The organism is Pseudomonas fluorescens (assembly GCF_902497785.1).
In the GTDB taxonomy this organism is placed as follows: domain Bacteria; phylum Pseudomonadota; class Gammaproteobacteria; order Pseudomonadales; family Pseudomonadaceae; genus Aquipseudomonas; species Aquipseudomonas fluorescens_BO.
Window position 1 is genome coordinate 173416 of record NZ_CABVHK010000011.1, and the last position, 26460, is coordinate 199875.

Annotated in this window: 25 protein-coding genes; 16 read left to right on the forward strand and 9 right to left on the reverse strand. The window is 60.1% G+C overall.

Features of this window, described 5'->3' with window-relative positions; all coding sequences use genetic code 11:
* The first annotated feature begins 78 nt into the window (after positions 1 to 78).
* Positions 79 to 1413, forward strand: coding sequence for an amidohydrolase (locus tag F8N62_RS17975; protein WP_150711927.1), 1335 nt, complete (start codon positions 79 to 81; stop codon positions 1411 to 1413).
* Positions 1414 to 1477: 64 nt separating this feature from the next.
* On the opposite strand, the gene F8N62_RS17980 is transcribed toward F8N62_RS17975, so the two are convergent.
* Both F8N62_RS17980 and F8N62_RS17985 read right to left on the reverse strand, forming a co-directional pair.
* Positions 1478 to 1954: a MarR family winged helix-turn-helix transcriptional regulator gene (locus F8N62_RS17980; RefSeq protein WP_084317873.1), complete on the reverse strand. Its 477-nt coding sequence runs from the start codon at positions 1952 to 1954 to the stop codon at positions 1478 to 1480.
* Between the two features lie 110 nt (positions 1955 to 2064).
* Positions 2065 to 3408, reverse strand: a complete 1344-nt coding sequence (locus F8N62_RS17985; RefSeq protein ID WP_224791381.1) for a spinster family MFS transporter — start codon at positions 3406 to 3408, stop codon at positions 2065 to 2067.
* 325 nt (positions 3409 to 3733) lie between these two features.
* Here F8N62_RS17985 and F8N62_RS17990 point away from each other — a divergent pair, with 325 nt between their 5' ends.
* Positions 3734 to 4714, forward strand: a complete 981-nt coding sequence (locus tag F8N62_RS17990; RefSeq protein ID WP_150711928.1) for an AraC family transcriptional regulator — start codon at positions 3734 to 3736, stop codon at positions 4712 to 4714.
* 18 nt (positions 4715 to 4732) lie between these two features.
* Here F8N62_RS17990 and F8N62_RS17995 read toward each other — a convergent pair whose 3' ends face one another.
* The 7 genes from F8N62_RS17995 to F8N62_RS18025 all read right to left on the reverse strand — a co-directional run bounded on the left by F8N62_RS17995 (position 4733) and on the right by F8N62_RS18025 (position 13054).
* Positions 4733 to 6304, reverse strand: coding sequence for a methyl-accepting chemotaxis protein (locus F8N62_RS17995; protein WP_224791382.1), 1572 nt, complete (start codon positions 6302 to 6304; stop codon positions 4733 to 4735).
* A gap of 15 nt (positions 6305 to 6319) precedes the next feature.
* Positions 6320 to 7084, reverse strand: coding sequence for a class II aldolase/adducin family protein (locus F8N62_RS18000; RefSeq protein WP_150711929.1), 765 nt, complete (start codon positions 7082 to 7084; stop codon positions 6320 to 6322).
* A gap of 23 nt (positions 7085 to 7107) precedes the next feature.
* On the reverse strand, positions 7108 to 8094 hold the full coding sequence (locus tag F8N62_RS18005; RefSeq protein ID WP_150711930.1) for a ketopantoate reductase family protein: 987 nt from the start codon (positions 8092 to 8094) through the stop codon (positions 7108 to 7110).
* Positions 8095 to 8167: 73 nt separating this feature from the next.
* A complete protein-coding gene (locus F8N62_RS18010) occupies positions 8168 to 8962 on the reverse strand; it encodes an ABC transporter ATP-binding protein (RefSeq protein WP_178082315.1) in 795 nt (264 codons plus the stop codon).
* A complete protein-coding gene (locus F8N62_RS18015; RefSeq protein ID WP_150711931.1) occupies positions 8959 to 10761 on the reverse strand; it encodes an ABC transporter permease subunit in 1803 nt (600 codons plus the stop codon). Before F8N62_RS18015 ends, F8N62_RS18010 begins: the two co-directional genes overlap by 4 nt.
* Positions 10758 to 11795, reverse strand: a complete 1038-nt coding sequence (locus F8N62_RS18020) for a branched-chain amino acid ABC transporter permease (protein ID WP_150632643.1) — start codon at positions 11793 to 11795, stop codon at positions 10758 to 10760. The genes F8N62_RS18015 and F8N62_RS18020 overlap by 4 nt, the downstream gene beginning before the upstream one ends.
* A gap of 107 nt (positions 11796 to 11902) precedes the next feature.
* Positions 11903 to 13054 carry an ABC transporter substrate-binding protein gene (locus F8N62_RS18025; RefSeq protein ID WP_150711932.1) on the reverse strand — a complete coding sequence of 384 codons (1152 nt, stop codon included), beginning with the start codon at positions 13052 to 13054 and terminating at the stop codon, positions 11903 to 11905.
* 551 nt (positions 13055 to 13605) lie between these two features.
* Between F8N62_RS18025 and F8N62_RS18030 the strand changes: the two genes are divergently transcribed.
* The 14 genes from F8N62_RS18030 to F8N62_RS18095 all read left to right on the forward strand — a co-directional run bounded on the left by F8N62_RS18030 (position 13606) and on the right by F8N62_RS18095 (position 26372).
* On the forward strand, positions 13606 to 13827 hold the full coding sequence (locus tag F8N62_RS18030) for a hypothetical protein (RefSeq protein WP_150711933.1): 222 nt from the start codon (positions 13606 to 13608) through the stop codon (positions 13825 to 13827).
* Between the two features lie 16 nt (positions 13828 to 13843).
* Positions 13844 to 14956: an amidase gene (locus F8N62_RS18035; RefSeq protein ID WP_150711934.1), complete on the forward strand. Its 1113-nt coding sequence runs from the start codon at positions 13844 to 13846 to the stop codon at positions 14954 to 14956.
* A 26-nt stretch (positions 14957 to 14982) separates the two neighbouring features.
* Entirely contained in the window at positions 14983 to 16155 is a 1173-nt protein-coding gene (locus F8N62_RS18040) for an acyl-CoA dehydrogenase family protein (protein ID WP_150711935.1), read from the forward strand.
* Between the two features lie 26 nt (positions 16156 to 16181).
* Complete coding sequence (locus F8N62_RS18045) at positions 16182 to 16541, forward strand: IacB protein (RefSeq protein WP_150711936.1); 360 nt, start codon at positions 16182 to 16184, stop codon at positions 16539 to 16541.
* Between the two features lie 16 nt (positions 16542 to 16557).
* Positions 16558 to 17091: a nuclear transport factor 2 family protein gene (locus F8N62_RS18050; RefSeq protein ID WP_150711937.1), complete on the forward strand. Its 534-nt coding sequence runs from the start codon at positions 16558 to 16560 to the stop codon at positions 17089 to 17091.
* Between the two features lie 53 nt (positions 17092 to 17144).
* Entirely contained in the window at positions 17145 to 18419 is a 1275-nt protein-coding gene (locus F8N62_RS18055) for an aromatic ring-hydroxylating oxygenase subunit alpha (protein WP_150711938.1), read from the forward strand.
* 15 nt (positions 18420 to 18434) lie between these two features.
* Entirely contained in the window at positions 18435 to 18914 is a 480-nt protein-coding gene (locus F8N62_RS18060) for an aromatic-ring-hydroxylating dioxygenase subunit beta (protein ID WP_150711939.1), read from the forward strand.
* A 10-nt stretch (positions 18915 to 18924) separates the two neighbouring features.
* The gene (locus F8N62_RS18065) at positions 18925 to 19665 is read left to right on the forward strand and encodes an SDR family NAD(P)-dependent oxidoreductase (protein ID WP_150711940.1); all 741 of its coding nucleotides are present in this window, start codon (positions 18925 to 18927) and stop codon (positions 19663 to 19665) included.
* Positions 19666 to 19745: 80 nt separating this feature from the next.
* Positions 19746 to 20705, forward strand: a complete 960-nt coding sequence (locus tag F8N62_RS18070) for a PDR/VanB family oxidoreductase (protein ID WP_150711941.1) — start codon at positions 19746 to 19748, stop codon at positions 20703 to 20705.
* Between the two features lie 19 nt (positions 20706 to 20724).
* A complete protein-coding gene (locus F8N62_RS18075; RefSeq protein ID WP_150711942.1) occupies positions 20725 to 21225 on the forward strand; it encodes a flavin reductase in 501 nt (166 codons plus the stop codon).
* A 227-nt stretch (positions 21226 to 21452) separates the two neighbouring features.
* Positions 21453 to 22730, forward strand: a complete 1278-nt coding sequence (locus F8N62_RS18080; RefSeq protein WP_150711943.1) for an OprD family porin — start codon at positions 21453 to 21455, stop codon at positions 22728 to 22730.
* A gap of 141 nt (positions 22731 to 22871) precedes the next feature.
* The gene (locus F8N62_RS18085) at positions 22872 to 24053 is read left to right on the forward strand and encodes an alpha-hydroxy acid oxidase (RefSeq protein WP_150711944.1); all 1182 of its coding nucleotides are present in this window, start codon (positions 22872 to 22874) and stop codon (positions 24051 to 24053) included.
* Positions 24054 to 24270: 217 nt separating this feature from the next.
* Positions 24271 to 25377 carry an NAD/NADP-dependent octopine/nopaline dehydrogenase family protein gene (locus tag F8N62_RS18090; protein WP_150711945.1) on the forward strand — a complete coding sequence of 369 codons (1107 nt, stop codon included), beginning with the start codon at positions 24271 to 24273 and terminating at the stop codon, positions 25375 to 25377.
* Positions 25374 to 26372 carry a 3-hydroxybutyryl-CoA dehydrogenase gene (locus F8N62_RS18095; RefSeq protein WP_150711946.1) on the forward strand — a complete coding sequence of 333 codons (999 nt, stop codon included), beginning with the start codon at positions 25374 to 25376 and terminating at the stop codon, positions 26370 to 26372. The genes F8N62_RS18090 and F8N62_RS18095 overlap by 4 nt, the downstream gene beginning before the upstream one ends.
* Positions 26373 to 26460 lie beyond the last annotated feature (88 nt).

The window sequence follows — 26460 nt, forward strand, 5'->3', positions numbered from 1 at the left end:
CATCTGCTATCCCCATCTATTAGGCTGACGCCGGGCAGCGGCCACAAAGGGCCGTTGCAGTGTTCAGGAGTAAAAGCGATGCCACCATTCAAACCCTCAACATTAATGGCAGGATTGCTGCTGGCCCTCGCCGGTACCGCCCAGGCGCAAACACCCAGCGCACTTGAGGAGCAGGCCTACAGCCGTGCTGCAACCGTTGAGCAGAAGTTGATTGAATGGCGTCGCGACATTCACCAGCACCCGGAACTCGGCGATCAGGAAACGCGCACGGCGGCGCTGGTGGCTGATCACCTGCGCAAACTCGGACTTGAGGTTCGCACCGGCATCGCCCATACCGGTGTGGTCGGCATTCTTGAGGGAGGCAAGCCTGGCCCGACCGTTGCCCTGAGGGCGGACATGGACGCACTGCCCGTCAAGGAATCGGAGGGCCTCGCGTTTGCTTCCAGGGCTCGCGGCACCTACAAGGGTAAAGAGGTCGATGTCATGCACGCCTGCGGTCACGATGCCCACACTGCCATGCTGATGGCCACGGCCGAAGTGCTGGCCGGTATGCGCGAAAACCTGCCGGGTAAAGTGATGTTCATCTTCCAGCCATCGGAAGAGGGATCCAGCCTGGTCATGCCCGGCCAGAATCAGCGCTGGGGCGCAGAGTTGATGTTGGAGGAAGGGCTGTTCAAGACACTCAAGCCCGACGCTATTTTTGCCGTGCACGTCATGCCCGGGCGTTCCGGTGAGCTGAGCTGGCGCGCCGGGGCGACCACCGCCAGTAGCGATGATTTGAACATCACGGTCACCGGCAAACAGGGCCATGGCGGTATGCCCTGGAACACCGTCGACCCGGTGGTAAATGCGGCTCAGATCATTACCGGCCTGCAGACCGTGGTCAGCCGACGAACTAACCTGATCCAATCGCCAGCGGTTGTCACCGTGGGCATGATTCAGGGCGGCAGTGCCCCTAACATTGTGCCGCAACAGGTACAAATGGCCGGCACTATTCGTACCTACGACGAGAATGTCCGTGCGCAGGTTGCCCGCGATATAAAACTCAGTGCACAGAAGATTGCCGAAAGCGCCGGAGCCAAGGCGGATGTTTCTGTGATCCCGGCATACGGCACTACGATCAACGACGAAAATCTCGTGGCGCAAATGGCTCCAGTACTTGGCCGGGCCGCCTCAGGCAAAGTGGCGCCTGCCGCCCTGGTCGGAGCTTCGGAGGACTTTTCGTTTTTCGCCCGCCAGGTTCCGGGTCTGTATTTCTTCCTCGGCGTAACGCCCAATGGCCAGGATCCGGCAACGGCTGCACCTAACCACAATCCAGGGTTTTTTGTCGATGAGAGCGCGCTAGTGACCGGGACCCGTGCCCTCTCAGGGATGACCGTCCAGTTTTTGGAGAACAGACAAAAGGGGTCGTAACTGCAGTGCACGTATTCAAGGCATGCAAACTGTGGCCAGTGCCCACCGCGCAGGTTTTTATGGCTCAGTCTTCCGGCAGGTTATTGAATATTTTTTCCAGTGTCCCGTTCAGTTTGGTGATCTGGGCCTCGGTCAGGCCTTTGAAGCTGGTGCGGAAGATATCGCTGGTGCCGTGCTGGATTTCTTCGATGGTATGGCGGCCGACATCGGTGAGTGAGACTTGAGTCACGCGTCCGTCGCTGGCGCTGGTGTTGGTTTCCACCAGGCCGTCGGCTTTCATGCGGTAGACAATTTTGGTGATGGTCGAGAGCTTCGCGATGGCATGGATGGAGATTTCTGAAATGCTCGACTCGCCATTTTCCTTGAGGATGAACAGAATCCGCCAGCGCGGTATGTCCATATCGATTTTTTTCAGCGCTTTCTCCATGGCCATGGAGTAGCGGCCGTGCAGGCGAGCCAGCCAGTAGAAGGGGAACTCTTCCTTCTTGAAGTCCTCGCTGGCGGGGTTGTATCGGCTCAGGCGCTTTTTCGGGGTGGTCATAGAGGTTGGCGTAGTCTTTCAGGTGAGCGGGTTTGACAGCGGGCGTCATTGTCGCGCCGCCCGCGGTAAAAAACCAGCAGACACGCCGTAGCGTGCCTCAGGTAAGGACGTCAGGCCAGGCCTTCGTGTTTGAGGCTCTCACGGAAGTGTCGGCAACCCTTGATCAGCAAGAGCAGGGTGAATGCGCCTGCGAAGGCATTGAGCAGGGAAATCGACGAGCCGACCATGGCCGGGTTCTGGAATAGCCGGTCGGTGAGCAACGCGACCAGTGTGGTACCAAGACCCAGGCCGATCAGATTGGAAATCAGCAGAAACAGCGCGCTGATCTGCGCTCGCATCTGATTGGGTGGCAGGATCTGCATGGCTGCGGTTGATGCCGGCATTGGGAACGAAGCAAAGAACATCGCCGGTGCCAGCAACGCCACCGACATCCACAGTTCGCTGACCTGGGTGAACGCGATGGCGGGTACGGCCATGCCGATCGCCCCGATGACTCCGGCGCGGATCGGCGCATCGCTATAGCCTTTTTTCGCCAGCCAGTCGATCAACCAACCGCCACAAAATACGCCGCTGGTATTGGCCAGCAGCACCACGATGCCGAGCATGTAGCCGGTATCGCTGGGCGCGAGGCCGAATTTGCGCATGTAGAAGGCCGGGGTCCAGCTAAGCATGCAGAACAGCGTCATCGCGTAAAACGAAAACCCCAGGTAATGGCAGAAAAAGGTCTTGCGATGCACGGCCAGGAACTTGAACGCCTGTTTCATGCTGGGCGCATGGACCTTGCCCTCGGCGTCCAGCTTCAAGCCTTTGCGAGCCGGGTCGCGAATGGTCAGGGCAATCAGCAGGGCAACGAGAATGCCCGGCAGTCCCACCAGAAAAAACGTCACCTGCCATGGCCGCATTTCGCCTAGCAGTGGTACGGCGACGCTGTCGAGGTTCTTCAGCAAATCGATGACGTAGCCGCCAATCAGAAAGGCCACGCCGCCGCCGATGAACGAGCCGATCGAGTAGATCGCCACGGCGCGCCCGAGTTTTTCCCGGGGGAACATATCGCTGAGCATCGAGTAGGTGGCCGGCGACAGCGCCGCTTCACCAATCCCGACACCGATGCGCGCCATAAACATCTGCAGGAAGTTTTTGCTCACACCACACAGGGCCGTCGCCAGGCTCCAGAACGCGATGCCCATGGCGATGATTTTCGGTCGGGAAAATTTGTCCGCCAGCAGGGCGATGGGCATGCCCATGAAGGCATAGAACAGGGAAAAAGCCAGGCCATGCAGCAGGCTGAACTGTGTATCGGATAACTGCATGTCGTGTTTGATCGGTTCGATCATCAGCGCGAGGATCTGACGATCGATGAACGAAAAAATATAGGCCAGCATGCAAACGGCAACGACATACCATTCGTAGGCATAGCTTTTACGGGTGACCTCGGTCGGTGTTTTGCTGGTCATGCTGTTTGGCCCCTTCAGGGTTGGCAATCAGTCAGTCGGCGGCAGCGGTTCGCAGGTGGGTGCATTGGTGACGCCGTCGTTACCCGAGCGCCTTGCCCTGGTGCGTTTATTGGTTTTGTTGTGCGGTTCCAGGTTGCCAATGGCTTGGCAGGTGTGTGCTGCAGGACCTTTTTAAGCCCTTGTTTGCCTTGACTCTATGCACCAGACGCAGAGGCTGTTCCGGGCGCGCAGAAAGCGTTTGCGTGGCGTGAAAATTGCTTTCCATTTCCACTAAATTAGCGACGTGCCTACGGGCAACGGTGTCATTTTCTGGAGGTGCTTCAGCATGTTCGATCAACACTCTTCGCTCCGTCATCATTGCCTTCTGAGTTCCGGCGGGTTTGGCGAGGTCAAGGATCGGGTCAGTCATTACCTGTGGCCTCACCAGATGAAAATGCACCAGGGCGGCGCCCTGCAATCGCAGCTGTACGGCGTGTTTTTCGGCAGCTCGGCGTTGTTCGATTTGCACTACGGTGCACCGGTGGAAATCGACGCCGGCGATATCAGTGACTACTACCTGATTCGGGTCACCCTGGAAGGCAGCGGCATGGTCAGCCTGGGCAAACAGAACGCGATTATGCGCAAGGGCGGGCTGACCATTTCTTCGCCTTCGCAGCGCAGTTTTATCCGTATCGACAAGGACTGCCGCAACCTGATTTTGCGCGTCGATCGCCAAGCCCTCGAGCGTCAGCTGCAAGTCTTGCTCAACCGGCGTTTGCGTCAGCCGCTGGTGTTCGACATTCAGGTCGACGCCGAGCATCAGGGCATGGCGATGGTACGCACCACCCTGGATTACATCTGCCAGCTCTATGGCGATGCCAGCCAGTCGTTGCTGACCTCGACCATGGGCGGGAGCCTGTCGGACTATTTGCTGTCGGTGCTGCTGACCCAGTTGCCGCACAATTATTCGGTTGATCTGCTGCAAGACCAGCGCCAACCCATGCCTCACCACGTCAAGAAGGCCCGTGACTACATCGAGCAGCACCTGGGCGAACCGATTGCGCTGGCGAGCCTGGCGCAGTTCTGCGACGTGTCGATCCGCACCTTGCAAAATGGCTTCACGCGGTTTCTCCAGCAAACCCCCAGCGACTACGTCCGCACTCGTCGGCTGGCCCTGGTTCACGTAGCCCTGCAGCAGGCCGGACCGGCCGACAGCGTGACGGATATCTTGTTGCGTCACGGGGTCGCCAGCTTCGGCCATTTCGCCATGCAGTACCGCAAGCAGTACGGCTGCCTGCCTTCCGAGACCCTGCGCCGTCAGGCCTGATGCATGAGAATGAATGGCTCAGCCCTGTAGAAAACGCTGGGCCAGATCGAGTTGGGAGTTGGCCAGTTGATGCAGCTCCTCGCCGATCTGGGTACTGCGTCGGGACTGGTCGCTGCTGGTTTGCGCCAGGTTTACGATCTGGGAAATCTGCCCATTGATCTCTTGGGCGACTTGACCTTGCTGTTCAATGGCCGAAGCCATTTGCAAACTCATGCCGGAGATCTGTCCGACTTCCTCGCAGATGCGCCGCAAGGCGGTTTGGACCTGCGATACGTCTTCGCGTGATTCCCGAGCGGCCGATTCGCCGCGTTGCGCGGTGGCGAGCGCCTGGGCACTGCCGTCACGCAACTGCTCGATGGAGCGCTGGATTTGCTCAGTGGATTCCCGGGTGCGGGTCGCGAGGCTGCGTACCTCATCGGCGACCACCGCGAAACCACGTCCGGTCTCGCCGGCGCGGGCGGCTTCGATGGCCGCGTTGAGTGCCAGCAAATTGGTCTGTTCGGCGATGCTGCGAATCACATGCGCGACACCGCTGATTGATTCGATCGATTCCGCGAGGCGGCTGACGGCCTGGCCAATTTCCTCGACCGAGGTGCACAGCCCGGTCATCGACAGTTGGCTTTGCCCGGACATCCGGTCACCCTCGCGAGCCAGGCGGTCGACGGCTTGGGTGGCCTCAGCCGCGTGTTGCAGGTTTCGCGACAGCTCCTGGATCGTGGCACTCATTTGATGGACGGCCGCGGCGGACTGCTCGGCTTCTTCAAGTTGCCGTTGCAGGTGTCCGGATTGGGTCTGCACCAGTGTCGACGATTCTTGCGCGCGTTGACGCACGGTCTCGCCGTTGATCCGGATACGCGCCATGACGGTGCGCATCCGCGTGTTCTGGCTGTTGAGGGCCATGTCAAACCGGCTGGCGACGCTGGCGCTGCCTGCCTGGAGCGGGGCCAGCAACGCGTCGCTGTAGACCTGTTCGTGCCGGGCCATGATCCGGCGCACGTCCGCCTGTTGTCTGGCTCGCCATTGCCAGCTCGCGGCGAGTACTCCGGCGAGCACCAGCAGGCCCGGTGCCAAGCCGATCTGTCCGACGACCATCGCGCCCGTGACACCCAGCCCCAGCAGCCAGGCGATGCCCTGAGTGCTGGCATGCTCCTGCACGCGCCGGGCGAAAGTCAGCGGGCCGTGGCCGTTATTCAAGCGTCGATAGAGTTTTTCCGCTCTCAGGCTTTGGGCGGCGTCCATCGGGTGATACGCCGTACCCAGCGCATTCAGCTGGCCGTCCTCAAACAGTGGCACCACATAGAGATTGCACCAGAAACTCGTGCCCTGTTTATTGCGTCCCATCATGGGCGCTGTCCACGGCACACCGCTGCGCAAGGTCTCCCACATACGATCAATGACTCGCTTGGGCATCAGCGGATGATTGATCAGTTCGTGCGGCTGGTTGAGCAGCTCCTCTCGGGCGAAACCGCAGAGCGCCACATAGGCATCGTTGCAAGCCATCAGATGGCCGCGAGTATCCAGGCGCGAGATCGGTATTTCTGGCTGCGCCGCAACAATGACCGGCGGCGTGTATTCCTTTGACTTAGCCACTGAATGCTCCCGCGATTACCAGCACTGGCCGCGTTCGGCGCGCATTTTGCGAACCATCGCGTCGAAAAATTTCACAGCGAAGCCGCTGTCCCGAATAAGCATGGCCGTAAGTTCGGCACACTTCTGGCTGATCGCTTCAGGCAGCGGATTGTCCTCACCGCCCAGAGCGCCGGCCTGGCACTGGATTTCGGCGGCGCGCTGCACCGTCCACAGCAGGAAGAACGCCTTGGCAATGCTGCTTTCGCCAACGGCAATGCCGTGGTTGCGCAGCACCAGGATGTGCTTGTCGCCAAGGCTGTCGATCATCCGCGCTTTTTCGTCATCGAACAGCGTGATGCCTTCGAAGGTGTGGTAGCCGATCCGTCCGTAGAGTTGTGCGCCGTAGAAGTCGTTGTGGGCAAAACCGGCCTTCTTCATGACGATGGCCGAAATCGGTGTGGTGTGCGTATGGATCAGGCACTGAATGTCCGAACGCGCACCGTGCACCGCGCTGTGCAGGGCGAAACCGGCGGGGTTGCCGTCGTAGGGTGAGTCCTCGAGCTTCTTGCCGTGCAGGTCGACCTTGAGCAGGTTCTGCGGCGACACTTCGGTGTAATTGAGGCCGAACGGGTTGACCAGATAATGGTGTGCCGGGCCGGGAAGGCGTGCGGAAATATGGTTGAAGATCGTCTCGGTCCAGCCGAAGAAATCCACCAGGTGGTAGCAGTGCGCAAGTTGCACGCGCAGTGCCCATTCTTCGTCGCTGTACGCGTGCGGTTTTGCCATTGGGGTGTGGTCCATGTCTGAGTCCTTGTCGTAGTGATTCAGTGACGGGCCTGTTCGCCGCGAAAGCGTGCCAGGGCAATCAGGTGTCGAGTAACGGGCATCGGGATCGCCATGCCGTCGGCCAACTCCAGCACCGCGTCGCCGATGGCGGCCAACTCCAGAGGGCGGCCTTTTTCATAGTCCTGCAGCATCGAGGTGCGCACGGCGCCCATGCCGGCGCCGAGTTCAAGAAAGGTCCGCGGATCGATGCTCACGCGCGCGCCGTACGCGGCGGCGGTCAGCAAGGCTTCGTGCAGGCAACTGCTGACCAGGTCGCGTAACTCCGGCAGGCTGTAAAGCTGATCAAGCGTCGCGCCGGTAATCACCGAGAGCGGGTTGGACGTGAGGTTGGCGATGATCTTGGTCCACAGATTGTCGCGGATGCGGTCAGTGGCGCGTGCTTCGATGCCGACACTTTCGATCAGTGCGCGCACGCGCTCCAGGCGAGGGCTGAGGCAGTTGTCGGGCTCACCGAAAATCATCAGGTGCGGGGTGTTCGATTCAGCCACTGCGTTGGCCGGGCAGTGTGCGGTGATGAACACCACGCAGCCGATCACATGGCGCAGGTCCAGGGCTTGGCTGAGCGTCGACTGCGGATCAACCGCGTTCACCCGTTGCCCGTCGTAGCGTCCGCCTTCACCGTGGAAATACCACCACGGCACGCCGTTGATTACCGGGATCACCACCGTCTCGGCGCCGATCATCGGTTGCAGTTGCGGTAGCAGGCTGGCCAAGGCTTGCGCCTTGGTGCAGAGAAAAATCAGGTCTTGCTCGCCAAGGCTGGCCGCGTCGTCGCTGGCCTCGACTCGCACGTGATGATCACCGTCCAGATCGGACAAGTGGATGCCGTCACGGCGGATGGCGGTCAGGGTTTCACCTCGGGCCAGTACGTTGACCGTATGGCCGTTGCCTGCAAGACGGGCTGCCAGGGTGCAGCCGATGGCACCGGCGCCGGCGATGCCGATGCGCAAGGGGAAAGCGTTCATCGTGTCTCCGGATGATCAGAAAGGTCTGGGAAAACCGGCCCCGACGCTTTCGAGCGCCGGGGCAGGGCGGCGGTCAGTTGGCGAGCATTTCCTGATGCTTGCTGGCCAGGCCGAGATAGGCTTCGATCACGCGTGGGTCGTCAGCCAGTTGTTGCGCCGGGCCCTGCATGGCGATCTGGCCGGTTTCCAGCACATAGGCGTAATCGGCCACCCGCAGGGCGGCACGCGCGTTCTGTTCGACCAGCAGAATCGATACCCCTTGCTCACGCAGCGCGGTGATGATGCGGAAGATCTCCCGGGTAATCAGCGGCGCCAGGCCCAGGCTTGGCTCGTCGAGCATCAGCAGCTTGGGCTTGGCCATCAGCGCCCGGCCCACGGCGAGCATCTGTCGTTCACCGCCGGACAACGTGGCCGCCAGTTGCTCGCGGCGTTCCCACAGGCGCGGGAACAGTTCGTAGATTTCGCCCAGCGTCTCGCTATAACGACGGTCGCCCCGGCGATGGCGTTGAAAAGCGCCGAGCAGCAAGTTGTCAGCGACGCTCATGCTGGTAAACAATTCGCGTTTTTCCGGCACCAGGCCAAGACCCCGCGAGACCATTACTTCGACCTCAGGCAAGGTTTCCAGGCTGCCGTCGAAATGCACCTGACCCCGGGAGCCAAGCACGCCCATGATGGCCGAAAGCAGGGTGGTCTTGCCGGCGCCGTTGGGGCCGATCACTGTCACGATCTGGCCCTTGCCGACGGTCAGGCTGGCGTCGCTCAACGCTTCGACCTTGCCGTAGGCCACGCTCAGGCCCTTGATCTCCAGCACGGCGTCGTCAACCTGGTTGCGCGGTGCGAGGTGCGGTTCCACTTGCATGTTCATCATTCAACTCCTCCCAGATAGGCTTCCAGCACGGCCGGATCCTTCTGTACGTCTTCGGGCAGGCCCTGGGCAATCCGCTGACCGAACTCCATGACCACCACGCGATCGACCAGGCCCATGACAAAGTCCATGTCGTGCTCGACCAGCAGAATCGCCATGCCTTCGCTGCGCAGGCGGCTGAGCAGGATGCCAAGGGCTTCCTTTTCTTTCAGGCGCAGACCGGCGGCGGGTTCGTCGAGCAACAGCAGGCACGGATCGGCGCACAAGGCGCGGGCGATTTCCAGAATCCGCTGTTGGCCGAGTGCCAGGCTCCCGGCCTCTTCATACAAATAGTCGCCCAGGCCTACACGCTCCAGCTGACGCCTCGCCTCGCCGAGCAGCTCGGCTTCCTCGCGACGATCCAGGTGCAAGGCCGCCGACAGCACGCCTTGCTGGCCACGCAAATGCGCGCCAATGGCGACGTTCTCCAGCACACTCATGTTGCCCAGCAGTTTCACGTGCTGAAAGGTGCGGCTCATGCCCATGCGCGCCACTTGCCGCGAGTTCAAGCCGTTGATCTTCTGACCCATAAACAGCACATCGCCGCTGCTCGGTGTATCGACGCCGGAGAGTTGGTTGAACATAGTGCTTTTGCCGGCACCGTTGGGGCCGATCAGCGCGAGGATTTCACCTGAGCGGATTTCCAGGCTCATGTCGTTGTTGGCCACCAGTCCGCCGAAGCGCTTGGTCACATTGCGCGCTTCCAGGATCAGTTCGCCATGTCTGGGCAGTTGCCGGCGGGGCAGGGGCGCAGCCTTGGCGTCGACATTGCGAACCTTGGCGCGAACCCTGAAGCGAGCCGGTATCAGGCGCGTCAGTAGAGGCCACAGACCACCCGGTGCACGCTGCATAAGCACCACGATCAGGATGCCGAATACGATGATTTCGTAGTTGCCAGTGTTGCCCAACAGGTGCGGCAACCAGTCCTGCAACCATTGCTTGAGCATGGTCAGGATGCCTGCGCCGAGGAGGGCGCCCCACACGCTGCCGACACCACCGATCAGTGCCATGAACAGGTAATCAATACCCATGTTCAAGCCGAACGGCGTCGGGTTGACGAAGCGTTGGGTGTGCGCATAGAGCCAGCCGGAAATGGCCGCGAACACCGCAGAGATGACGAAGATCACCATCTTCGAGCGGAAGGTGTTGACCCCCATCGACTCGGCCATTGCCTGGCCTCCCTTGAGTGCGCGAATGGCGCGGCCTTCGCGAGAATTCAGGAGGTTCTGCGTGATGACGATTGCCAGCAACAGCAGGGCCCAGATCAGGTAGAAAATATTCTCACCCTTGTCCAGCTTCAGGCCGAACAAGGAAATCGATGGCAAGCCGCCGACACCGGTATGGCCACCCAGGGATTCCAGGGTGCCGAACAGGTAATACAGCGAAAGGCCCCAGGCAATCGTTCCAAGCGGCAGGTAATGCCCCGACAACTTGAGTGTCAGGGCGCCGAGAATCAGTGCCACTGAGGCGGTGAGCACCACGCCCACCAGCAGCGTCAGCCACGGTGACGCCCCGGCCCAGGCCAGCCATGCCGGCAGTTGTTCAGTGGTGGTCAGGTAGGCTGAGGTGTAGGCGCCCAGCCCGACGAACGCGGCCTGACCGAAACTGGTCATGCCGCCGACACCCGTGAGCAGCACCAACCCCAATACGACCATGGCGTACATGCCGATGTAATTGAGCAGGGTGACGTAGTACGGCGGCAACAGCAGCGGCGCGACGCCCACCACCAGCAACAGGGCAAGCAACAGATAGCGCGAATTCATTCTTCTTCCTCCACATGACGACTGGTGAACGAACGCCAAAGCAGGAACGGAATAATCAGCGTGAACACGATGATCTCTTTGTAGGTACTGGCCCAGAACATCGAGAATGCTTCGATCAGGCCGACCGCCAGGGCGCCGAGCGCGGCGACTGGATAGCTCACCAGCCCGCCGATGATCGCGCCGACAAAGCCTTTGAGGCTGATGACAAAACCAGAGTCGAAATACAGCGTGGTGATCGGGGCGATCAGTATCCCCGACAGCGTGCCGATCAGCGCCGCGAGCAGGAAGGTCGACTTGCCCGCGAGAGTCGGCGAGATCCCCATCAGCCTGGCACCCATGCGGTTAACCGCGGTGGCACGCAGGGCTTTGCCATAGAGCGTGCGCTCGAAGAACAGGTACAGCCCGACGATCAACCCCAGGGACACGGCCAGCACCCAGAGCGTCTGGCTGTTGAAGGTGACCGGGCCCAGTTCCAGGCCGGCTTCGGAGAACGGTTGCGTGCGTGCGCCTTCTGGGCCGAACAGCAACAGGGCGATACCGACCATGCTGACGTGCACGGCGATCGACACAATCAGCAAAACCAGTGAACTGGCCGAGGCGATCGGCTGGAACACCAGGCGGTAGATTTGCGGCCCCAGCGGAACTACCAACGCCAGCGTCAACAACGCCTGGACCGCCATCGGCAATTCGGCCAACGGCAAGGTGTTGATCAACACCGCCAGCAGGCCTGCATAGCCCAGCTTGAAGAGAATGCGCACGGGGAACCGAAAGGCCTGGCTTGAACGTGCCGCGCCCCATACGTCGAGTGCACAGTCGATAAGCGTCAGGCCGAGCAGCAGCCAGACCAGAGCGGTCGGATGTCCACTCTGTAACGTGGCCATGGTCAAGGCGCCGTAGGTCACGAATTCACCCTGGGGAATCAGCAGGATCCGGGTCACGGTGAACACCAGGAGGATCGACAGGGCCAACAGCGCATAGATCGCGCCGTTGGTCATACCGTCCTGCCCCAGCAGCATGGCTATCTGGAAATTCATAATGAGAGCTCTTTTCTACAGATTGAATATCAGGCGCGCTTACCGGCGCGAGTCGACTCGCCGGCAAGCGGGCAGGGCGCGCAACAGGCTGTGCGCCCTGGTCTCGATCAGTTGTCGTGCAACAACATCCAGTTGCCGTTTTTCACCACGATCAATTCGCGACCGCGTTCGTCGAAGCCGCTGTGGTCCTGCGGCGTCATGTTGTAAACGCCTTGGGTGCCGGCCAGTTCATGGCTTTGCTCGAGCGCATCACGCAGGGCTGCACGAAATTCGGGAGTGCCCGGTGCTGCTTTTTTGGCTGCAATCGGGATTGCCTGCTGCAACAGCAGGCCGGCATCGAAGGTGTTCCCACCGAAAGTCGCCGGCTTGCTGCCGTTGAGCTTTTCGTAAGCCGCGGTGTAGTCGCTGGCGATTTTCTTCGAAGGATGGTTGTCCGGGATTTCATCGAGTACCAGCATCAGGCTGGCCGCCAGAATGGTGCCTTCGACCTTCTTGCCGCCCAGCTTGAGGAAGTCTTGCAGCGCTGCGCCGTGGGTCTGGTAGACCTGGCCGCGATAGCCCTGATCGAACAGCGTGGTCTGCGGCATCACCGCCGAGCTGCCAGGCGCTGCGACCAGCACCGCATCGGGGCGGGTGGCGAGAATTTTCAGGCTCTGCCCGGTGACTGAAGTGTCCTGGCGCTGGAAGCGCTCGTTGGCCACGACCTTGATGTTCTGCTGCGCGGCCAGGCCCGCCATGACCTTGGCCCAGTTCTCGCCGTAAGGGTCGCCGGTGCCGATGAAACCGAGGGTCTTCACGCCTTTTTTGGCCATGTGTTCGAACAGCGCCTTGGCGATCAAGTCATCGTTCTGCGTGGTCTTGAATACCCATTTCTTCTGCTCGGTCATCGGCAGCACCACCGCAGCGGTACCGACCGGTGCCAGCAATGGCACACCTGCCTCGGCGACGAACTGGATCACACCCATGGCGTTGGGCGAGCCGCTCGGACCGATGATCGCATCGACATTTTCTTCGTCGATCAGCTTCTTCAGCGCCTTTACCGTAGCGGTCGGGTCGCTCGCATCATCCAGAGAAATGTATTTCACCACCTGGTCGCCGGCCTGGGTCGGCAGCAACGGTACGGTGTTTTTCTGTGGTAGCCCGACCAGTGCGATCGGTCCGGTGGAGGAGGTGATGACACCGATTTTCACATCCGCCTGCGCAGCGGCGGCGCAGGCGGCACTCAACAACAACGTGGACACGGCTTTTCTGAAAAGCATGACTTTCTCCGAAGAGTTGCAACGCTGCAAAAGGCTAATGGCCAGCCGCCCCGAACACGACGTGGTGCGAGTACGGCCCAAGGTACGGCCCTGTTTTTAGTTATCGAACTGCGGCGACACCCATGGTCGGTTACCGAGCCATCAGGTGTCGGTCGACCATGAGTGATCGGTCGAGGGCGAAGAGAGCAAAAGCAGATTGCATGCCAGATTTTTTTCGGTGCATGGCAGAAAGCCGTTACTGCGATGCCTGATCCCAACGCTTCGAGGCGGGTCAGCCGAGGTCGTCCGACGGACTCGTGGAAGGGGATGTGAAGGGCGTGAAAAACCCGCAGCACGCCATGCCCGACAAGGCTTTGATCTGGATCAAGGAATTTCTCAAATGAGCAAAAACGAGCTTATGAAAAACTAAAAAAACAGCGTTTTTTTAAGCGGTTTTAGGCTGCCATTTTTGAGCCCGTTTATTTTTTCATGGTGGTTTTTTCGGAGAGGTTCATGCTCAACATTTTTCTAATTGTTTCGGCGGATTCTGTTGTTTATAACGAGTTAACTAAATGATTTATAACGTAAAAATACAACTTATCGAGGATTTCATCGTTTTGCAGCAGTGTTACCAAACTGCACGACGCTGGTGCGGCCAGGTAAAATCTGCACCTAAAATACACACTGTTTTATTTGGTAAAATTCAATTGACATTTCACGTAATTATTACGATTTTAGATTTAAGCGTTTTCCCCGGCCCTCGTGCCGAGGTCATCCGTTCTGGTGACACATAACGAGCAGGTAAAGAGCATGTCGATCGTTGTTGAGGATTTAGCCTTGGGAGGGAATGGCCTTTCGGTCATGGTGAAAGACACCATTGATATCGCCGGCTACCCAACCCGCGCTTCAAGCAGCGCACTGGCCGATGCGCCGGCGGCCGGCGAACATGCACACGTGGTTCAGTCTGTGCTGGATGCGGGCTGCCGGATCACCGGTAAAACCAGCCTGCATGAATTGGCATTCGGCACCACCGGCCTCAACGCATGGACCGGCACGGCGTCCAATCCGCGCTATCCGGGCTATATACCGGGGGGCTCTTCCAGTGGTTCGGCCGCTGCAGTGGCGGCAGGCCTTTGCGACTTCGCGCTGGGCACCGATACCGGCGGTTCGGTACGGATTCCAGCGGCGTGCTGTGGTGTATTCGGGCTCAAGCCAACCTTCGGTCGTGTTAGCCGTCAGGGTGTGATGCCTGCGCGCAGTACCCTCGATTGCGTAGGCCCTCTGGCACTGGATATGGATCGCTTGATTGAAGCGATGCACATCATTGATCCCACGTTCACTTCCGTTGCGGTGCCTGAGCATCTTGCTATCGGCGTTGTCGCGGTAGAGGCCAACGAACAGGTTCACTCGGTGGTGAACCAGGCGCTGGGCCGTTCGGGTTTCAAGTTGCTCGAGCAAACGCTGCCGGGCATGGCCGCAGCGTACGGCGCCGGCATGGCGATCATCAACGCCGAAACCTGGGCCGCGTGCGGTCATCTTCTGCAAACCGGTCGGGTTGGCAGCGATGTCGCCGATCGTCTGCGCGCCGCCAGTCTGACCTCGGCCGAGTCCGTAGAAGCGGCCGAAATCATCCGTCGCGCCTTTATCGCAGAAGTGGACGCCGCCCTGGCCATCACGCCGATTCTGGCCATGCCGACCATGCCCGACTTCCCCTTGCTGGTCGCCGATGCGGCCGACACCCGCGCCGCCCTGGGCATGACCTCATTGGTGCGCGCTTTCAACCTTTCCGGTCATCCGGCTCTGAGCATTCCTCTGGAAAGCGCCTCGGGACTTCCGGTCGGCCTTCAACTCATTGCCGCCCATGGCGCGGACGAACTGCTGTGTGCAGTCGCTCGCGAACTGGTCCGGCGCCTGGAAGAGTAATCGTCATGCTTACTATGGAGAAACCCATGACTGCGCCAAGCGAGCTGAATCACCAGCGCTGCGTGCCGATCACGGCGAATGAAGCGTTTCAGAAACTGCTGGTCGAGATTCGTGCGCGCGCTCGAAGCGAAGAATTCGACCAACAAAAATTCATCTCGCAAGACGTGATCGAGCAGTTCCGCAAGCTCGGCGTCTATCGGGCTCTGGTGCCAAAACGCTTCGGCGGCGACGAGCGTTCGCCGGCCGAGTTTTGCCAGATGGTGGAAGATATCTCGATCGCCGATGGCTCCGCCGGTTGGGTTGCCAGCTTCGGCATGAGCCCGGTTTATCTGGCGGCGCTGCCGCTGGAAACCATCAAGAAAATCTATGCTGATTCACCTGACGTGGTGTTCGCCGGCGGGATCTTTCCTCCGCAGCCTGCGTCCTTTGTTGAGGGTGGGCTGGAAGTCAACGGGCGCTGGAAATTTTCCAGCGGTTGTATGGGCGCGTCGCTCATCGGCGTGGGCATCAGCCCGAAAAACGGCGAGATGCTCGGCCTGCCACGACTGGCGGTGATGCCTCGGGAAAAGGTCAGAATCGAGGAGACCTGGAACGTCGTCGGCCTGGTCGGCACCGGCAGCCATGACGTTGTTGTCGAAGGCGTGGTGGTGCCGGAGGAGTGGACCTTCGTTCGCGGCGGTCCATCGAACCTTGACGAACCGTTCTTCCGCTATCCGTCACTGTCGTTCGCCACGCAGGTGTTGTCAGTGGTCGGCCTGGGCGTTGCTCGCGCGGCACTTGATGAATTGAGCGGCATGGCCAGCGGCCGAATCTCCGTGACGGGTGCTCCATCGTTGTCCGACCGGCCGCTGGCCCAGGTTGAGATGGCCAAGGCCGAAGCGTCGCTGCGCGCTGCACGTTCGTGGTTCTACCAATCCATCGATGATGCCTGGACCAGCGTTCTGGCCGGCGACCCGGTGAGCGTCGAGCAGACCAATATGCTGCGCTTGTCTTCGACCCACGCCACGCGCGTCGCGGCCGATGTTGCGCGCACAGCGCAAATGCTGTCGGGCATGAGCGGGGTGTACCGCACCAGTCCGCTGTCGCGATTCGTCAACGACACCCAAGTCATTACCCAGCACGCCTTCATGGGCGATATGACCTACCAGAACGCCGGCGCGATCTTCTTCGGCAATAAGCCGCTGCCTGGCTACCTGTAATTTTTTCCTACTGATTGGTGAACCCCATGACCGATAAAAAAGCCCTGCGAGTTCTGTTCTGCATCGGCATCAACCAAAACTTTTTCGATGCTCCGCGTCCTGAAGCGCTCGACGTCTGGGCCGCGTTCGGCGCCATGTGGAACGGCATCGCCGACCTGCCGGGCGTCACCGTGCTAGGCAACATGGACGACGATCAGAGCATGGTCGGCCCATCCGCCGGCTGGCCCTGGACCACCTACCTGCTGGCCGATGTACCCGACATTGAAACCGTGCATGCCGCGTGCAATTTGTTCCGCACCACTGACGTCGGCAACGGCCCTTACAAACTCTGGAAGTATTGCAAAGTCGAGGCCCGTACCGGTCGCGAATTGATCATCCAGCGCTGAGTCGAGAACAGTCGCCATGTCATCACAAGCGTATTTGCGCGCACTGGAACAACGGCTCGAGCAGCTGGAAAGCGAGTACGCGATCCGCGCCTGCATGAATCGCTACATGTTTTTGTGCGACGAGCTGGGCGTGGGTTCCCCGCTCGAGGAACTGGCCGGGTTGTTCACCGAGCAGGCGGTCTGGGAAGGCAAGGGTGCCAAGTACCAGAACAGTTTCGGCGGTTATCACGGGCGTGAGGCGATAAAAGCGATGTTCGCCACCTACATGGTCGAACCGGCGCACTTTTCGTTGAACGTGCACTTCCTGACCTCGGAACTGATCCGGGTCAGCGGTGAGACCGCAGATGCCAGTTGGGTGATGTTGCAGACCTCGACCTTTGCCTCGGGTGCCTCGCACCTCAACAGCGCCCGCCTGACCGTGAGGTTCGCCCAGGAACAAGGGCAGTGGCGCATGGCGCATTTTCAGACCGAGAACCTGTTCAGCCGACCGGTAGACACCTGGAACAGCGCCGCGCACCTGCCCGTACCCGCCAAGTCCGGCCAGTCCTGAAAGCAACACCCGGAATTCTTAGAGTCGGCGAACAATGCCGACGAGGAGTGATCGTGAACAACCTGATAAACACCGTAACGCTCGACGCCAGTCCTTCCGACCTGGTCCTGCATGACCGCGTCCACACGTCGCTGTACACCGACGGCAAGATCTTCGATCAGGAACTGGACAAGATTTTCTACAGCACCTGGATCTGGGTCGCTCACGCCAGCGAGATCCCGGAGTCCGGTAGCTACAAGAGCACCTATATCGGCAAGCAGCCGGTGATCGTCGTGCGCGACCGCAAAAAAGAAGTGCACGTGTTGCTCAACCGCTGCCGCCATCGTGGCGCGACGGTGTGCGAACACAAGAAGGGCAAGACCAACAGTTTTGTCTGCCCTTATCACGGCTGGAGCTACGCCCTGGATGGCAGCCTGCGCGGTGTGCCGCACCCGGAAAGCTACGCCGACTGCCTGGACAAAAGCGAGCTGCCTTTGGTCAGCCTGCGTGTCGAGCAATACAACGGCATGATCTTCGCCACCTTCAAGGATGACATCGAGCCCCTCGCCGATTTCCTCGGCCCGGCCAAAAAGTGGATCGACCTGTTCATGAAGCAGGGCGCCGGCTACCCGGTCAAAGTGGGTGGCGAGCACCGCTTCCGCTTCCCGGGCAACTGGAAGATCCAGCTGGAAAACACCACCGACGCCTACCACTTCCCGCTGGTGCACAAGTCGTTCCTGTCGTCCGTGGATGAACAGACCCTGGAGCTGTTCGACTTCGTCGAAGGGCCGGGTTATGTCGAAGACCTCGGCAACGGTCACAGCGTGATGGTGATGATTCCTGACCTGGTCGACCTGGAAGCCAACCTCGACTTGCCGATCCCTGAGCGTTTCGAAGACCTGGCCGCGCAGTTACGCGCCGAAGGCCAGGACGAAGCATCTGTCCGTCGTATCGTGCGTGCGGTCGGCGGTTCGGGCTTCAACCTCAACCTGTTCCCGAACATCGCCTGTTCCATGGCGTTTTTCCGGGTGCTGCAACCGATCGCGGTGAACGAAACCGAAATCCATCATGCCGTCATCACCATGGACGGGGGCCCGGCCGTGGCCAACCGTTATCGCCTGCGCCTGCATGAACACTTCCAGGGCCCGATGGGTTTTGGCACCCCGGACGATTCCGAAGCCTGGGAGCGCGTACAGCGCGGCGCCAGTGCCGGCACCGATCTGTGGATCATGCTCAACCGCGGCTTGCCGGGTGAAAAAAAATCCGAAGACGGGCTGGTGAGCGATGTGAGCGCCGAGACCGGCATGCGTGCTGGCTACCAGCAGTGGAAAAAGATGATGTCGGCCTGAGTGACGGAGAACACCATGAACAATCTGCAATTGCTCAACCAAGTCAGCGCTTTCATCTGGCAGGAAGCGGACATGCTCGACCACGGCGATTTCGTCGAATGGCTCGATCTGTGGACCGAAAACGCGACCTACATCATCCCGATCGATCCGCTGGAAACCGACTTCGAGAACACCCTGAACTACGCCTACGACGACCACCACATGCGTCAGTTGCGTGTCACCCGCTTGACCAGCGGCGAATCGATTTCGACCACCCCCCGGGCGCGCACCGTGCGCAGTCAGTCGCGCTTTCGCGTGCTGTCGGATGAAGAGGGAATCGTCACCGTGCGTTGTGCGCAGAACCTGCGCGAGTTTCGCAAGGATGTGCTCAAGCAGTACACCGCCGATGTCACGTTCGAACTGGTACGCAGCGGTGACAGTTTCAAGATTCAGCGCAAGCTGATCCAGTTGATCAACTCCACCGATACCCTCGCCGGTATCGGCTACATCCTCTGAGGACGTTGCCATGACACAGGTTGCATTGGTCACCGGCGCAGCCCAGGGGCTGGGCAAAAGCATTGCCGGGCAACTGCTGAACGCAGGGTACCGGGTCGTGATCAGCGACCGTTCGCTGGAGTCGGCACAGGCCACCGCCACTGAACTCGACGCCACGGGCGAACGGGTCCTGGCACTCAAACTCGATGTATCGAGCAAGGCCGATTTTGAAGAAGCGCTGGCGGCCGTCGTCGCGCATTGGGGTGAATTGCAGGTGGTGGTGAACAACGCCGCGATGACCATGACCACACCCGTGATGCAGATCAGCCCGGAAGAGTTCGACCGTGTGGTGAGCGTCAATCAGCGCGGCACGTTTGTCGGTTGCCAGGTGTTCGGCAGCTATCTGGCGGCCCAGGGTTACGGGAGGATCATCAACATGGCCTCCCTGGCCGGGCAGAACGGCGGCACCGCGACCGGCGCGCATTACGCCGCGTCCAAGGGCGCCATCATTACCTTGACCAAAATCTTTGCCAAGGAGCTGGCGGCGTCCGGTGTCACGGTCAACGCCATCGCACCGGGCCCTATCGAGTCGCCGGCGGTGCGCGCCGCCGTGCCGCCCGAGCGCCTGGAAAAACTGATAGAGGCGATCCCGGTCAAGCAATTGGGCAACGCCGCGTTCATCGGCAAGCTGATCGTGCAACTGGCCAGCGAAGACGCCTACTTCACCACCGGGGCGACCTGGGATGTGAACGGCGGGATCTTCATGCGCTGAGCGGATGGGTTTCAGGTTTTGCAACACCAAGCAGGGGGCGCCCAGAGGCGCTCCCTTACAAAGAATTCGGGATGGCCTGTATGAGCGATCAATTATTGAAAGTTGTCGTGCGCAAGCGCGAAGAGCAGGGCGAAGGGGTCGTCGTACTGGATCTGAGCGATCCGTCCGGGCAGCCTTTGCCCGCCTTCGAGGCGGGCGCGCATGTCGATATCCACCTCAAGACCGGTCTGGTTCGCCAGTATTCGCTGTGCGGTGATCCGGCCAACGCTGGCGCCTATCGCTTGGGTGTACTCAAGGATCCCGCCTCGCGTGGCGGTTCGGTGGCGGTGCATGAACTGCTTCAGGAAGGTCGCGAAATCGAGATCAGCCTGCCGCGCAATCACTTTCCGCTGGCCAGCGATGCCAGGCGTTCGATCCTGATCGGCGGCGGGATCGGCATCACCCCGATGGTCGCCATGGCCTACGCGCTGAATGCCCGCGACAGCGATTTCGATCTGCATTATTGCGGTCGTTCGCGTAGCCGCAGCGCCTTTCTCGGGGAGCTGGGTAACGCTGCGTTTGCGTCGCGGTTGCACACCCACTTTGACGACGAAGCCGCCGAACAGAAACTCGACCTGCCAACAGTGCTGGGCACTCCACACGCCGGCGTACACGTGTATGTCTGTGGACCGGCCGGGTTCATGGATTGGGTGATTGCCCAGGCCCTGGACGCCGGGTACGCCGACGATCATGTGCACCGCGAGTATTTCCAGGTCGAAGTCGACGCTTCGGGCGCCGGTTTCGAAGTGGTCGCTCAGCGCAGCGGCAAGACCGTACAGGTTGCCGAGGGCCAGAGCATCGTCGATGCACTGACAGCCGTGGGCATCAAGATTGAAGTGTCGTGTGAGCAAGGCGTTTGCGGCACGTGCGTGTGCGACGTTATCGAGGGCGAACCGGATCATCGCGACGTCTATCTCACCGATGACGAAAAATCTGCCAATGACCAGATTCTGGTGTGCTGTTCCCGGGCCAAGTCCAAGAAACTGGTGCTGGATATCTGATAGACCGGAGGGTAAGACCATGGTCGATACAACTGGATTTCGTAACTCAATGGCAATGCTTGGTGGCGCGGTTTCGGTCATCACCACCGATGGTCCTGCGGGTCGTTTCGGGTTTACCGCTTCGGCGGTGTGCAGCGTGACCGACCAGCCACCGACGCTGTTGGTGTGCATGAATCGCTCGTCGTTTTCCAACGTGCATTTCAAGACCAACGGCGTGCTGAGCGTCAACGTGCTGACCCCCGGGCATCAAGAAGTGTCAGGGGCGTTTTCCAACCGCAACCTCGACACAGAGCAGCGTTTTTCCTGCGCATCCTGGAGCACGATGGAAAGCGGTGCGCCGCTGCTCGATGAGTCACTGGTCAGTTTCGACTGCCGAATCGCCCAGGCTCATGAAGTCGGGTCGCACACGATTTTCTATTGTGAAGTCCTGGGAATTCGTAATGGCGAAAGCCAGGAGGGCCTGGTGTATTTCAATCGTGCCTACCACCGCTTGGGAGATGCCTCTAAAGCAACTTCCTGATAGGAATTCATTCCAAGGATAACGATAAGACTTTCCATCATCGTTGAGTATTTAAAATAACTATAAAGCGGTTTTCGCTATTTTGGCGAACGGCTGCGTTACGACTTTTTTGCAGTAAGTGGTTATAAAAACAATACTGCGGATTGACTGCCAAAGTTGCACTTTTGCTGGATTGATCTGCTCCCACTAGTCGTGCCCTCGTGCATGTAAAAAAGAAGGAAAGCTTGATGTTCCAGAAGAGCTGGGTAAGCCGTGGCGTCACCACTGCGGCCGTGATGGGGATCTTCACACCTGTGGTTGCGCAGGCTGCCTTCGTAGACGACAGTCAAGTCAGTCTGGGAATGCGAAACTTCTATATCGACCGCGATTTCAAACAGCATGACGCGCCGCAATCGCGGATCGGCAGCTGGTCCCAAGGCTTTGATTTTCGCGCGATCTCGGGTTATACCGAAGGCACGCTGCAGTTTGGCCTGGACCTCTCGGCGCAGTACGCCTATCGCCTGGATGGCGGCGGTGGCCGTGGTCCGGACAGCATCATTCCGTACGACACCAGTAAGGGCGAACAAGTCCGGGACTATGGCCGTGCGGCGCTGACCGGGAAGGTTCGTTACAACAAAACCGAACTCAAGATAGGTGAACTTCGCCCGACGTTGCCGGTGGCGTACATCGACGACTCGCGGCAATTAATCACCACCTATCACGGGGTACAGCTCGAATCGAAAGAAGTGGACAACCTGACACTGACCGGTGGCCGTTTTACCGAAATCAGTTCCCGGGAGTCTTCCAATACTGAAAAGATGTACTTGTTCAATGGACCTAACGTTAAGCGTCGCAGTGACGGCTTGAACTTCGGGGGTGCCACCTATGCATTTACACCGAACTTGTCCGGTACTTATTTCTTCGGTCAGTTGGAGGATATTTACAAACAACACTACCTGGGCTTGACCTATAACCACGATCTGGGCGCCGGTTACGGCTTGAAGACCGACCTCCGTTACTTCAATAACAGCGAAGACGGCAAGGCACTGTACGGCGACATCGACAACAAGTCCTACGGGGTCATGACGACCCTGAAGAAAGGGGCCCATGCGTTCGGTGTCGGCTATCAGCGCATGCTGGGCGAGTCGACATTCCCGACGCTCAACGGCTACGCGCCGCAGCCTTACCTGGTGAACTGGTCGACAGTGGCGTTCGTCAAGCCGAACGAAAGCTCCTGGCAGTTGCGCTATGACTACAACTTCGCGGGCATCGGTTTTCCGGGTCTGAAATTGATGACGCGTTACATGCGCGGCACGGGTATCGATCGGGGCAACAATGCCCTCGACCAAAACGTCGAAAGCGAACGCAACATCGTGCTCGGCTATGTGGTGCAAAGCGGCCCGCTCAAAGATGTGGGTTTCGAATGGCGCCGCATTGACGTCAAGACGCGCTATGGCAACGGCAGCGCATCAGGTGCGGATTATCAGGAAAACCGCCTGATCACCACCTACACCTGGAAGTTCTGAAAACCCCCCCGGGAGCTGTTCGCGGCTTCCGGGATTGCCCGCGCATCGGGCAAAGGGTTTCGACACTGGTTTTCCTTCGCCCGGATCGCTCCTGCCGGGTTTTTTTTCGCAGCGGTTTTATCCGCCCCACGAGGATGACCCATGCGTCGTTTCTATACCGGTTCCGACCTGAATCGTGTGCACAGCATTGCCGAACTGGCAGACATGGCCCGGCGACGCGTGCCTGGTTTCGTCTGGGAATACCTTAGCGGCGGCGCGGAAGCCGAACTGACGCTCAAGGATAATCTCGACGCGTTCAGCGCTTATGGCCTGCACGCCAGAGCCATGGTGCCCTGCCATGCGCCCGACACGTCTCGCGCATTGTTCGGCAAGGTGCTGCCAATGCCGATGCTGATCGGGCCGACGGGTTACAACGGCCTGCTGCATCGCGATGCCGACATTCACTTGGCCAGGGCTGCAACGGCACGTGGTTTGCCGTTCAGCCTGAGCACCGCCTCCAACACGTCACTTGAAGACCTCGTCGCGGCGGCGTCCGGCGTCGACCTGTGGTTCCAGCTGTACGCCATGCGCGATCCGGCGGTGCAAAAAAGCCTGTTGCAGCGAGCCGCCGCTGTCGGTTGCCGGACCCTGGTGTTGACCTGTGATGCCATGGTGCTAGGCAATCGCGAGTGGGACCGCCGCAGTTTTGCCAGGCCGCGACAGCTGACATGGCGCAGCAAGTTTGACGTAGTCCGTCACCCGCGTTGGCTCAAGCAAGTGATGTGGCCATCGGGGTTGCCTGGCATGGGCAATCTTGAAGCTTACTTGCCGACGAGCGAGCGCAATCCCCTGGGATCGATGGCGTTTATCGGCAAGCAAATGGACACCTTGCTTGACTGGGACATGCTGGCGCGTCTGCGTGATCAGTGGGGCGAGCGGCTGTTGCTCAAGGGTGTGTTGCATGCGGCGGATGTGGAGCGCGCTGTCGCCCTCGGGCTCGACGGTGTGGTGGTGTCCAATCACGGCGGCCGTCAACTGGACGGTGCTCTGAGCAGCCTCGACGCATTGGCGGCCATTGCGCCCCAGGCGAAAGGCAAGTTCAGTCTGCTCGTGGATGGCGGGATCCGGCGTGGCAGCGACATCGTCAAAGCGCTCGCGCTGGGGGCCGATGCCGTGCTGCTGGGGCGCTCCACCCTTTACGGTGTGGCGGTGGCAGGTGAAGACGGTGCTGGTCGGGCACTTGACGTATTGACGCAAGAACTGGCGCGAACCATGAACCTGATGGGCTGCACGCACCTCAACCACCTTGATGGCGACAGCGTGTTCGAACGCCGACGCGCTTGAACCATTGTGGGAGCGAGCCTGCTCGCGAAAGCGGAGTGTCAGGCGATGCAAATGTTGAACGTGCCGGCCCCTTCGCGAGCAGGCTCGCTCCCACAAGGATTGTGGTCGCACTCGAGCGGTTTATTGCGTTGCAGAATCGGAATGACGCTTGCGCGTTTCGGGCAGTGGCTCACCGGGGCCGTTGCTAGGATCGAGGCTCTTCTACAGGAGTGCTTTCATGAATATCAGTGTTATCGGCGGTGGTCACGGTTGCTACGCGGCAGCGATAGAGTTGGCGGAAAAAGGTCACGCGGTGCAGTTGTGGCGCCGGGACAGTGCCGCGCTGGAAAAACTGCAAGGCCTCGGTCATCTGCTCGTGCGCGACTTTCGTGGCGAACGCCGCTTGAGCCTGGGGCAGGTCGGCGATGCCCTGACCTTGACGGCTGATCTGGCACGGGCCGTGGCCGATGCTCAGTTGTTGGTCATTGCCTTGCCGTCTACCTCTCACCCAGCCCTTGCCCGCGAACTGGCCCCCTTGTTGCGCGATGGGCAAGTGGTGTTCCTGCCGCCGGGGACGTTCGGCAGCATGGTGTTCGCCCAAGCCATGGCGAAAGTGGGGAATCACAGCGAAGTGGCGTTTGCCGAGACCGGCACCTTGCCCTATCTGGCGCGCAAGCATGGCGACAACCAAGTGGTGATCAGCGGCTACGCGACCCGTCTGCCAACCGGGGTTTTTCCGAGTCGATTAAGCGAGTCGGCGTTCGCCGTCTTGCGCGAGGCTTACCCCAGCGTCGAACCGATCGAAGATGCACTCAGCGGTGCGCTGATGAACGCCGGGCCGATCATTCATCCGCCGTTGATCCTGATGAACGCGGGTCCCCTTGAGCATTTCGAGACCTGGGACATTCACAACGAGGGCACTGTGCCTTCGATTCGTCGCGTGACCAATGCCCTCGACGCCGAGCGTATCGCCGTTCGTGAAGCACTGGGCTATGGCGCCCCGCATTTCCCACTGGCCGATCATTACGCCACTGACGGCGATGAGTGGATGTACGGTCGCGGCGCTCACGGCAAACTGACCGACAGCGGCGATTGGCGTGAAGACATCGACCTGCAAAAGCACCGCTACATGCTTGAAGACACACGACTGGGCTTGTCGTTGCTGGTGTCGGTCGGGCGTTGGGCCGGCGTGCCGACGCCGGTCGCTCAAGGCTTGTTGAGCCTGGCCACGGTGGTCAGTGGCATCGACCTGTACGCCGAGGGTCGAACCCTGGAAAACCTCGGGCTGGATCAACTGAGCCGCAGCGAAATGGCGCAGTGCCTGAGCCAGGGATTGCAGGCATGAGCGCCGACCCGCAACGCATCTGTATCGTCGGCGCGGGACGCATGGGCGAGGGCATTGCCCTGGCGTTCATGTTCGCGGGGCTGCCGGTGACGCTGATCGATATCAAGCAACGCGAGCCCATGGCGCAGGACCGCTACTTCCGCCAGATCGAGGGCCACTTGCGCGGCGAACTGGCAACACTTGCACGTCTGGGGTCACTCGATTCGGCGCAAGTGGACCAGGCGATGAGCCATTTACGCTTGAGCGATCGCGGGGGCAGTGGCGACGATTTGCACCGTGCTGCCGTCGTGTTCGAAGCCGTGCCTGAAGTGCTTGAACTCAAGGCCCAGACGTTCGCTTGGCTGAGTGCGGCCTGTGGCGATGAAACCGTGATTGCATCGACAACCTCGACCTTTCTGGTGACGCAGTTGGCGGCACTGGTTACGCACCCGCGACGCTTCGTCAATGCCCATTGGCTGAACCCGGCGTTCCTGATGCCGCTGGTCGAGGTCAGTCGCAGCGAGGACACCTGCCCGCAGGGGGTGCAACGCCTGATGGCATTGCTCAAGCGAATTGGCAAAGTTCCCGTGCAATGCTCCCCGGCAGCCGGTTACATCGTGCCGAGAATCCAGGCACTGGCGATGAATGAAGCGGCGCGAATGGTCGAAGAGGGGGTGGCCAGCGCCGAGGATATCGACACCGCGATTCGCGTCGGTTTCGGCCTGCGTTTCTCTGTGCTGGGGATGCTTGAGTTTATCGACTGGGGCGGCGGCGACATTCTGTTTTATGCCTCCCATTATCTGGCTGAAGCCATCGATCCGCGTTTCCTGCCGCCCAAAGTCATTGCCGAGAACATGGCGCAAGGGCGGAACGGGCTGCGTGAAGGTCAGGGTTTTTATGATTACCAGGACGTTGACCTGGAGGCCTACAAACTGCAGCGGCTGGGTGAGTTCACCCGCAAGCTCGAGTTGATGGGGCTGTCGCCGGTGTTCAACGGTGCTGTGGCAACGTCCTGAGCGCGGAGCTGCCGTGTGATCGCGCCAGCTTCACGACCGGGTTGCACAACCGGCGCGCCGTTTATGGCTGCGTCGGTTTTTTAGTGGT

What these genes read in the sequence shown, in the direction of transcription:
- F8N62_RS17975 (WP_150711927.1), top strand. Translation starts at nt 79, where the DNA reads ATGCCACCATTCAAACCCTCAACATTAATGGCAGGATTGCTGCTGGCC.
- F8N62_RS17980 (WP_084317873.1), bottom strand. Translation starts at nt 1,954, where the DNA reads ATGACCACCCCGAAAAAGCGCCTGAGCCGATACAACCCCGCCAGCGAG.
- F8N62_RS17985 (WP_224791381.1), bottom strand. Translation starts at nt 3,408, where the DNA reads ATGACCAGCAAAACACCGACCGAGGTCACCCGTAAAAGCTATGCCTAC.
- F8N62_RS17990 (WP_150711928.1), top strand. Translation starts at nt 3,734, where the DNA reads ATGTTCGATCAACACTCTTCGCTCCGTCATCATTGCCTTCTGAGTTCC.
- F8N62_RS18000 (WP_150711929.1), bottom strand. Translation starts at nt 7,084, where the DNA reads ATGGACCACACCCCAATGGCAAAACCGCACGCGTACAGCGACGAAGAA.
- F8N62_RS18005 (WP_150711930.1), bottom strand. Translation starts at nt 8,094, where the DNA reads ATGAACGCTTTCCCCTTGCGCATCGGCATCGCCGGCGCCGGTGCCATC.
- F8N62_RS18010 (WP_178082315.1), bottom strand. Translation starts at nt 8,962, where the DNA reads ATGATGAACATGCAAGTGGAACCGCACCTCGCACCGCGCAACCAGGTT.
- F8N62_RS18015 (WP_150711931.1), bottom strand. Translation starts at nt 10,761, where the DNA reads ATGAATTCGCGCTATCTGTTGCTTGCCCTGTTGCTGGTGGTGGGCGTC.
- F8N62_RS18020 (WP_150632643.1), bottom strand. Translation starts at nt 11,795, where the DNA reads ATGAATTTCCAGATAGCCATGCTGCTGGGGCAGGACGGTATGACCAAC.
- F8N62_RS18025 (WP_150711932.1), bottom strand. Translation starts at nt 13,054, where the DNA reads ATGCTTTTCAGAAAAGCCGTGTCCACGTTGTTGTTGAGTGCCGCCTGC.
- F8N62_RS18030 (WP_150711933.1), top strand. Translation starts at nt 13,606, where the DNA reads ATGATTTATAACGTAAAAATACAACTTATCGAGGATTTCATCGTTTTG.
- F8N62_RS18035 (WP_150711934.1), top strand. Translation starts at nt 13,844, where the DNA reads ATGTCGATCGTTGTTGAGGATTTAGCCTTGGGAGGGAATGGCCTTTCG.
- F8N62_RS18040 (WP_150711935.1), top strand. Translation starts at nt 14,983, where the DNA reads ATGACTGCGCCAAGCGAGCTGAATCACCAGCGCTGCGTGCCGATCACG.
- F8N62_RS18045 (WP_150711936.1), top strand. Translation starts at nt 16,182, where the DNA reads ATGACCGATAAAAAAGCCCTGCGAGTTCTGTTCTGCATCGGCATCAAC.
- F8N62_RS18050 (WP_150711937.1), top strand. Translation starts at nt 16,558, where the DNA reads ATGTCATCACAAGCGTATTTGCGCGCACTGGAACAACGGCTCGAGCAG.
- F8N62_RS18060 (WP_150711939.1), top strand. Translation starts at nt 18,435, where the DNA reads ATGAACAATCTGCAATTGCTCAACCAAGTCAGCGCTTTCATCTGGCAG.
- F8N62_RS18065 (WP_150711940.1), top strand. Translation starts at nt 18,925, where the DNA reads ATGACACAGGTTGCATTGGTCACCGGCGCAGCCCAGGGGCTGGGCAAA.
- F8N62_RS18070 (WP_150711941.1), top strand. Translation starts at nt 19,746, where the DNA reads ATGAGCGATCAATTATTGAAAGTTGTCGTGCGCAAGCGCGAAGAGCAG.
- F8N62_RS18075 (WP_150711942.1), top strand. Translation starts at nt 20,725, where the DNA reads ATGGTCGATACAACTGGATTTCGTAACTCAATGGCAATGCTTGGTGGC.
- F8N62_RS18080 (WP_150711943.1), top strand. Translation starts at nt 21,453, where the DNA reads ATGTTCCAGAAGAGCTGGGTAAGCCGTGGCGTCACCACTGCGGCCGTG.
- F8N62_RS18085 (WP_150711944.1), top strand. Translation starts at nt 22,872, where the DNA reads ATGCGTCGTTTCTATACCGGTTCCGACCTGAATCGTGTGCACAGCATT.
- F8N62_RS18090 (WP_150711945.1), top strand. Translation starts at nt 24,271, where the DNA reads ATGAATATCAGTGTTATCGGCGGTGGTCACGGTTGCTACGCGGCAGCG.
- F8N62_RS18095 (WP_150711946.1), top strand. Translation starts at nt 25,374, where the DNA reads ATGAGCGCCGACCCGCAACGCATCTGTATCGTCGGCGCGGGACGCATG.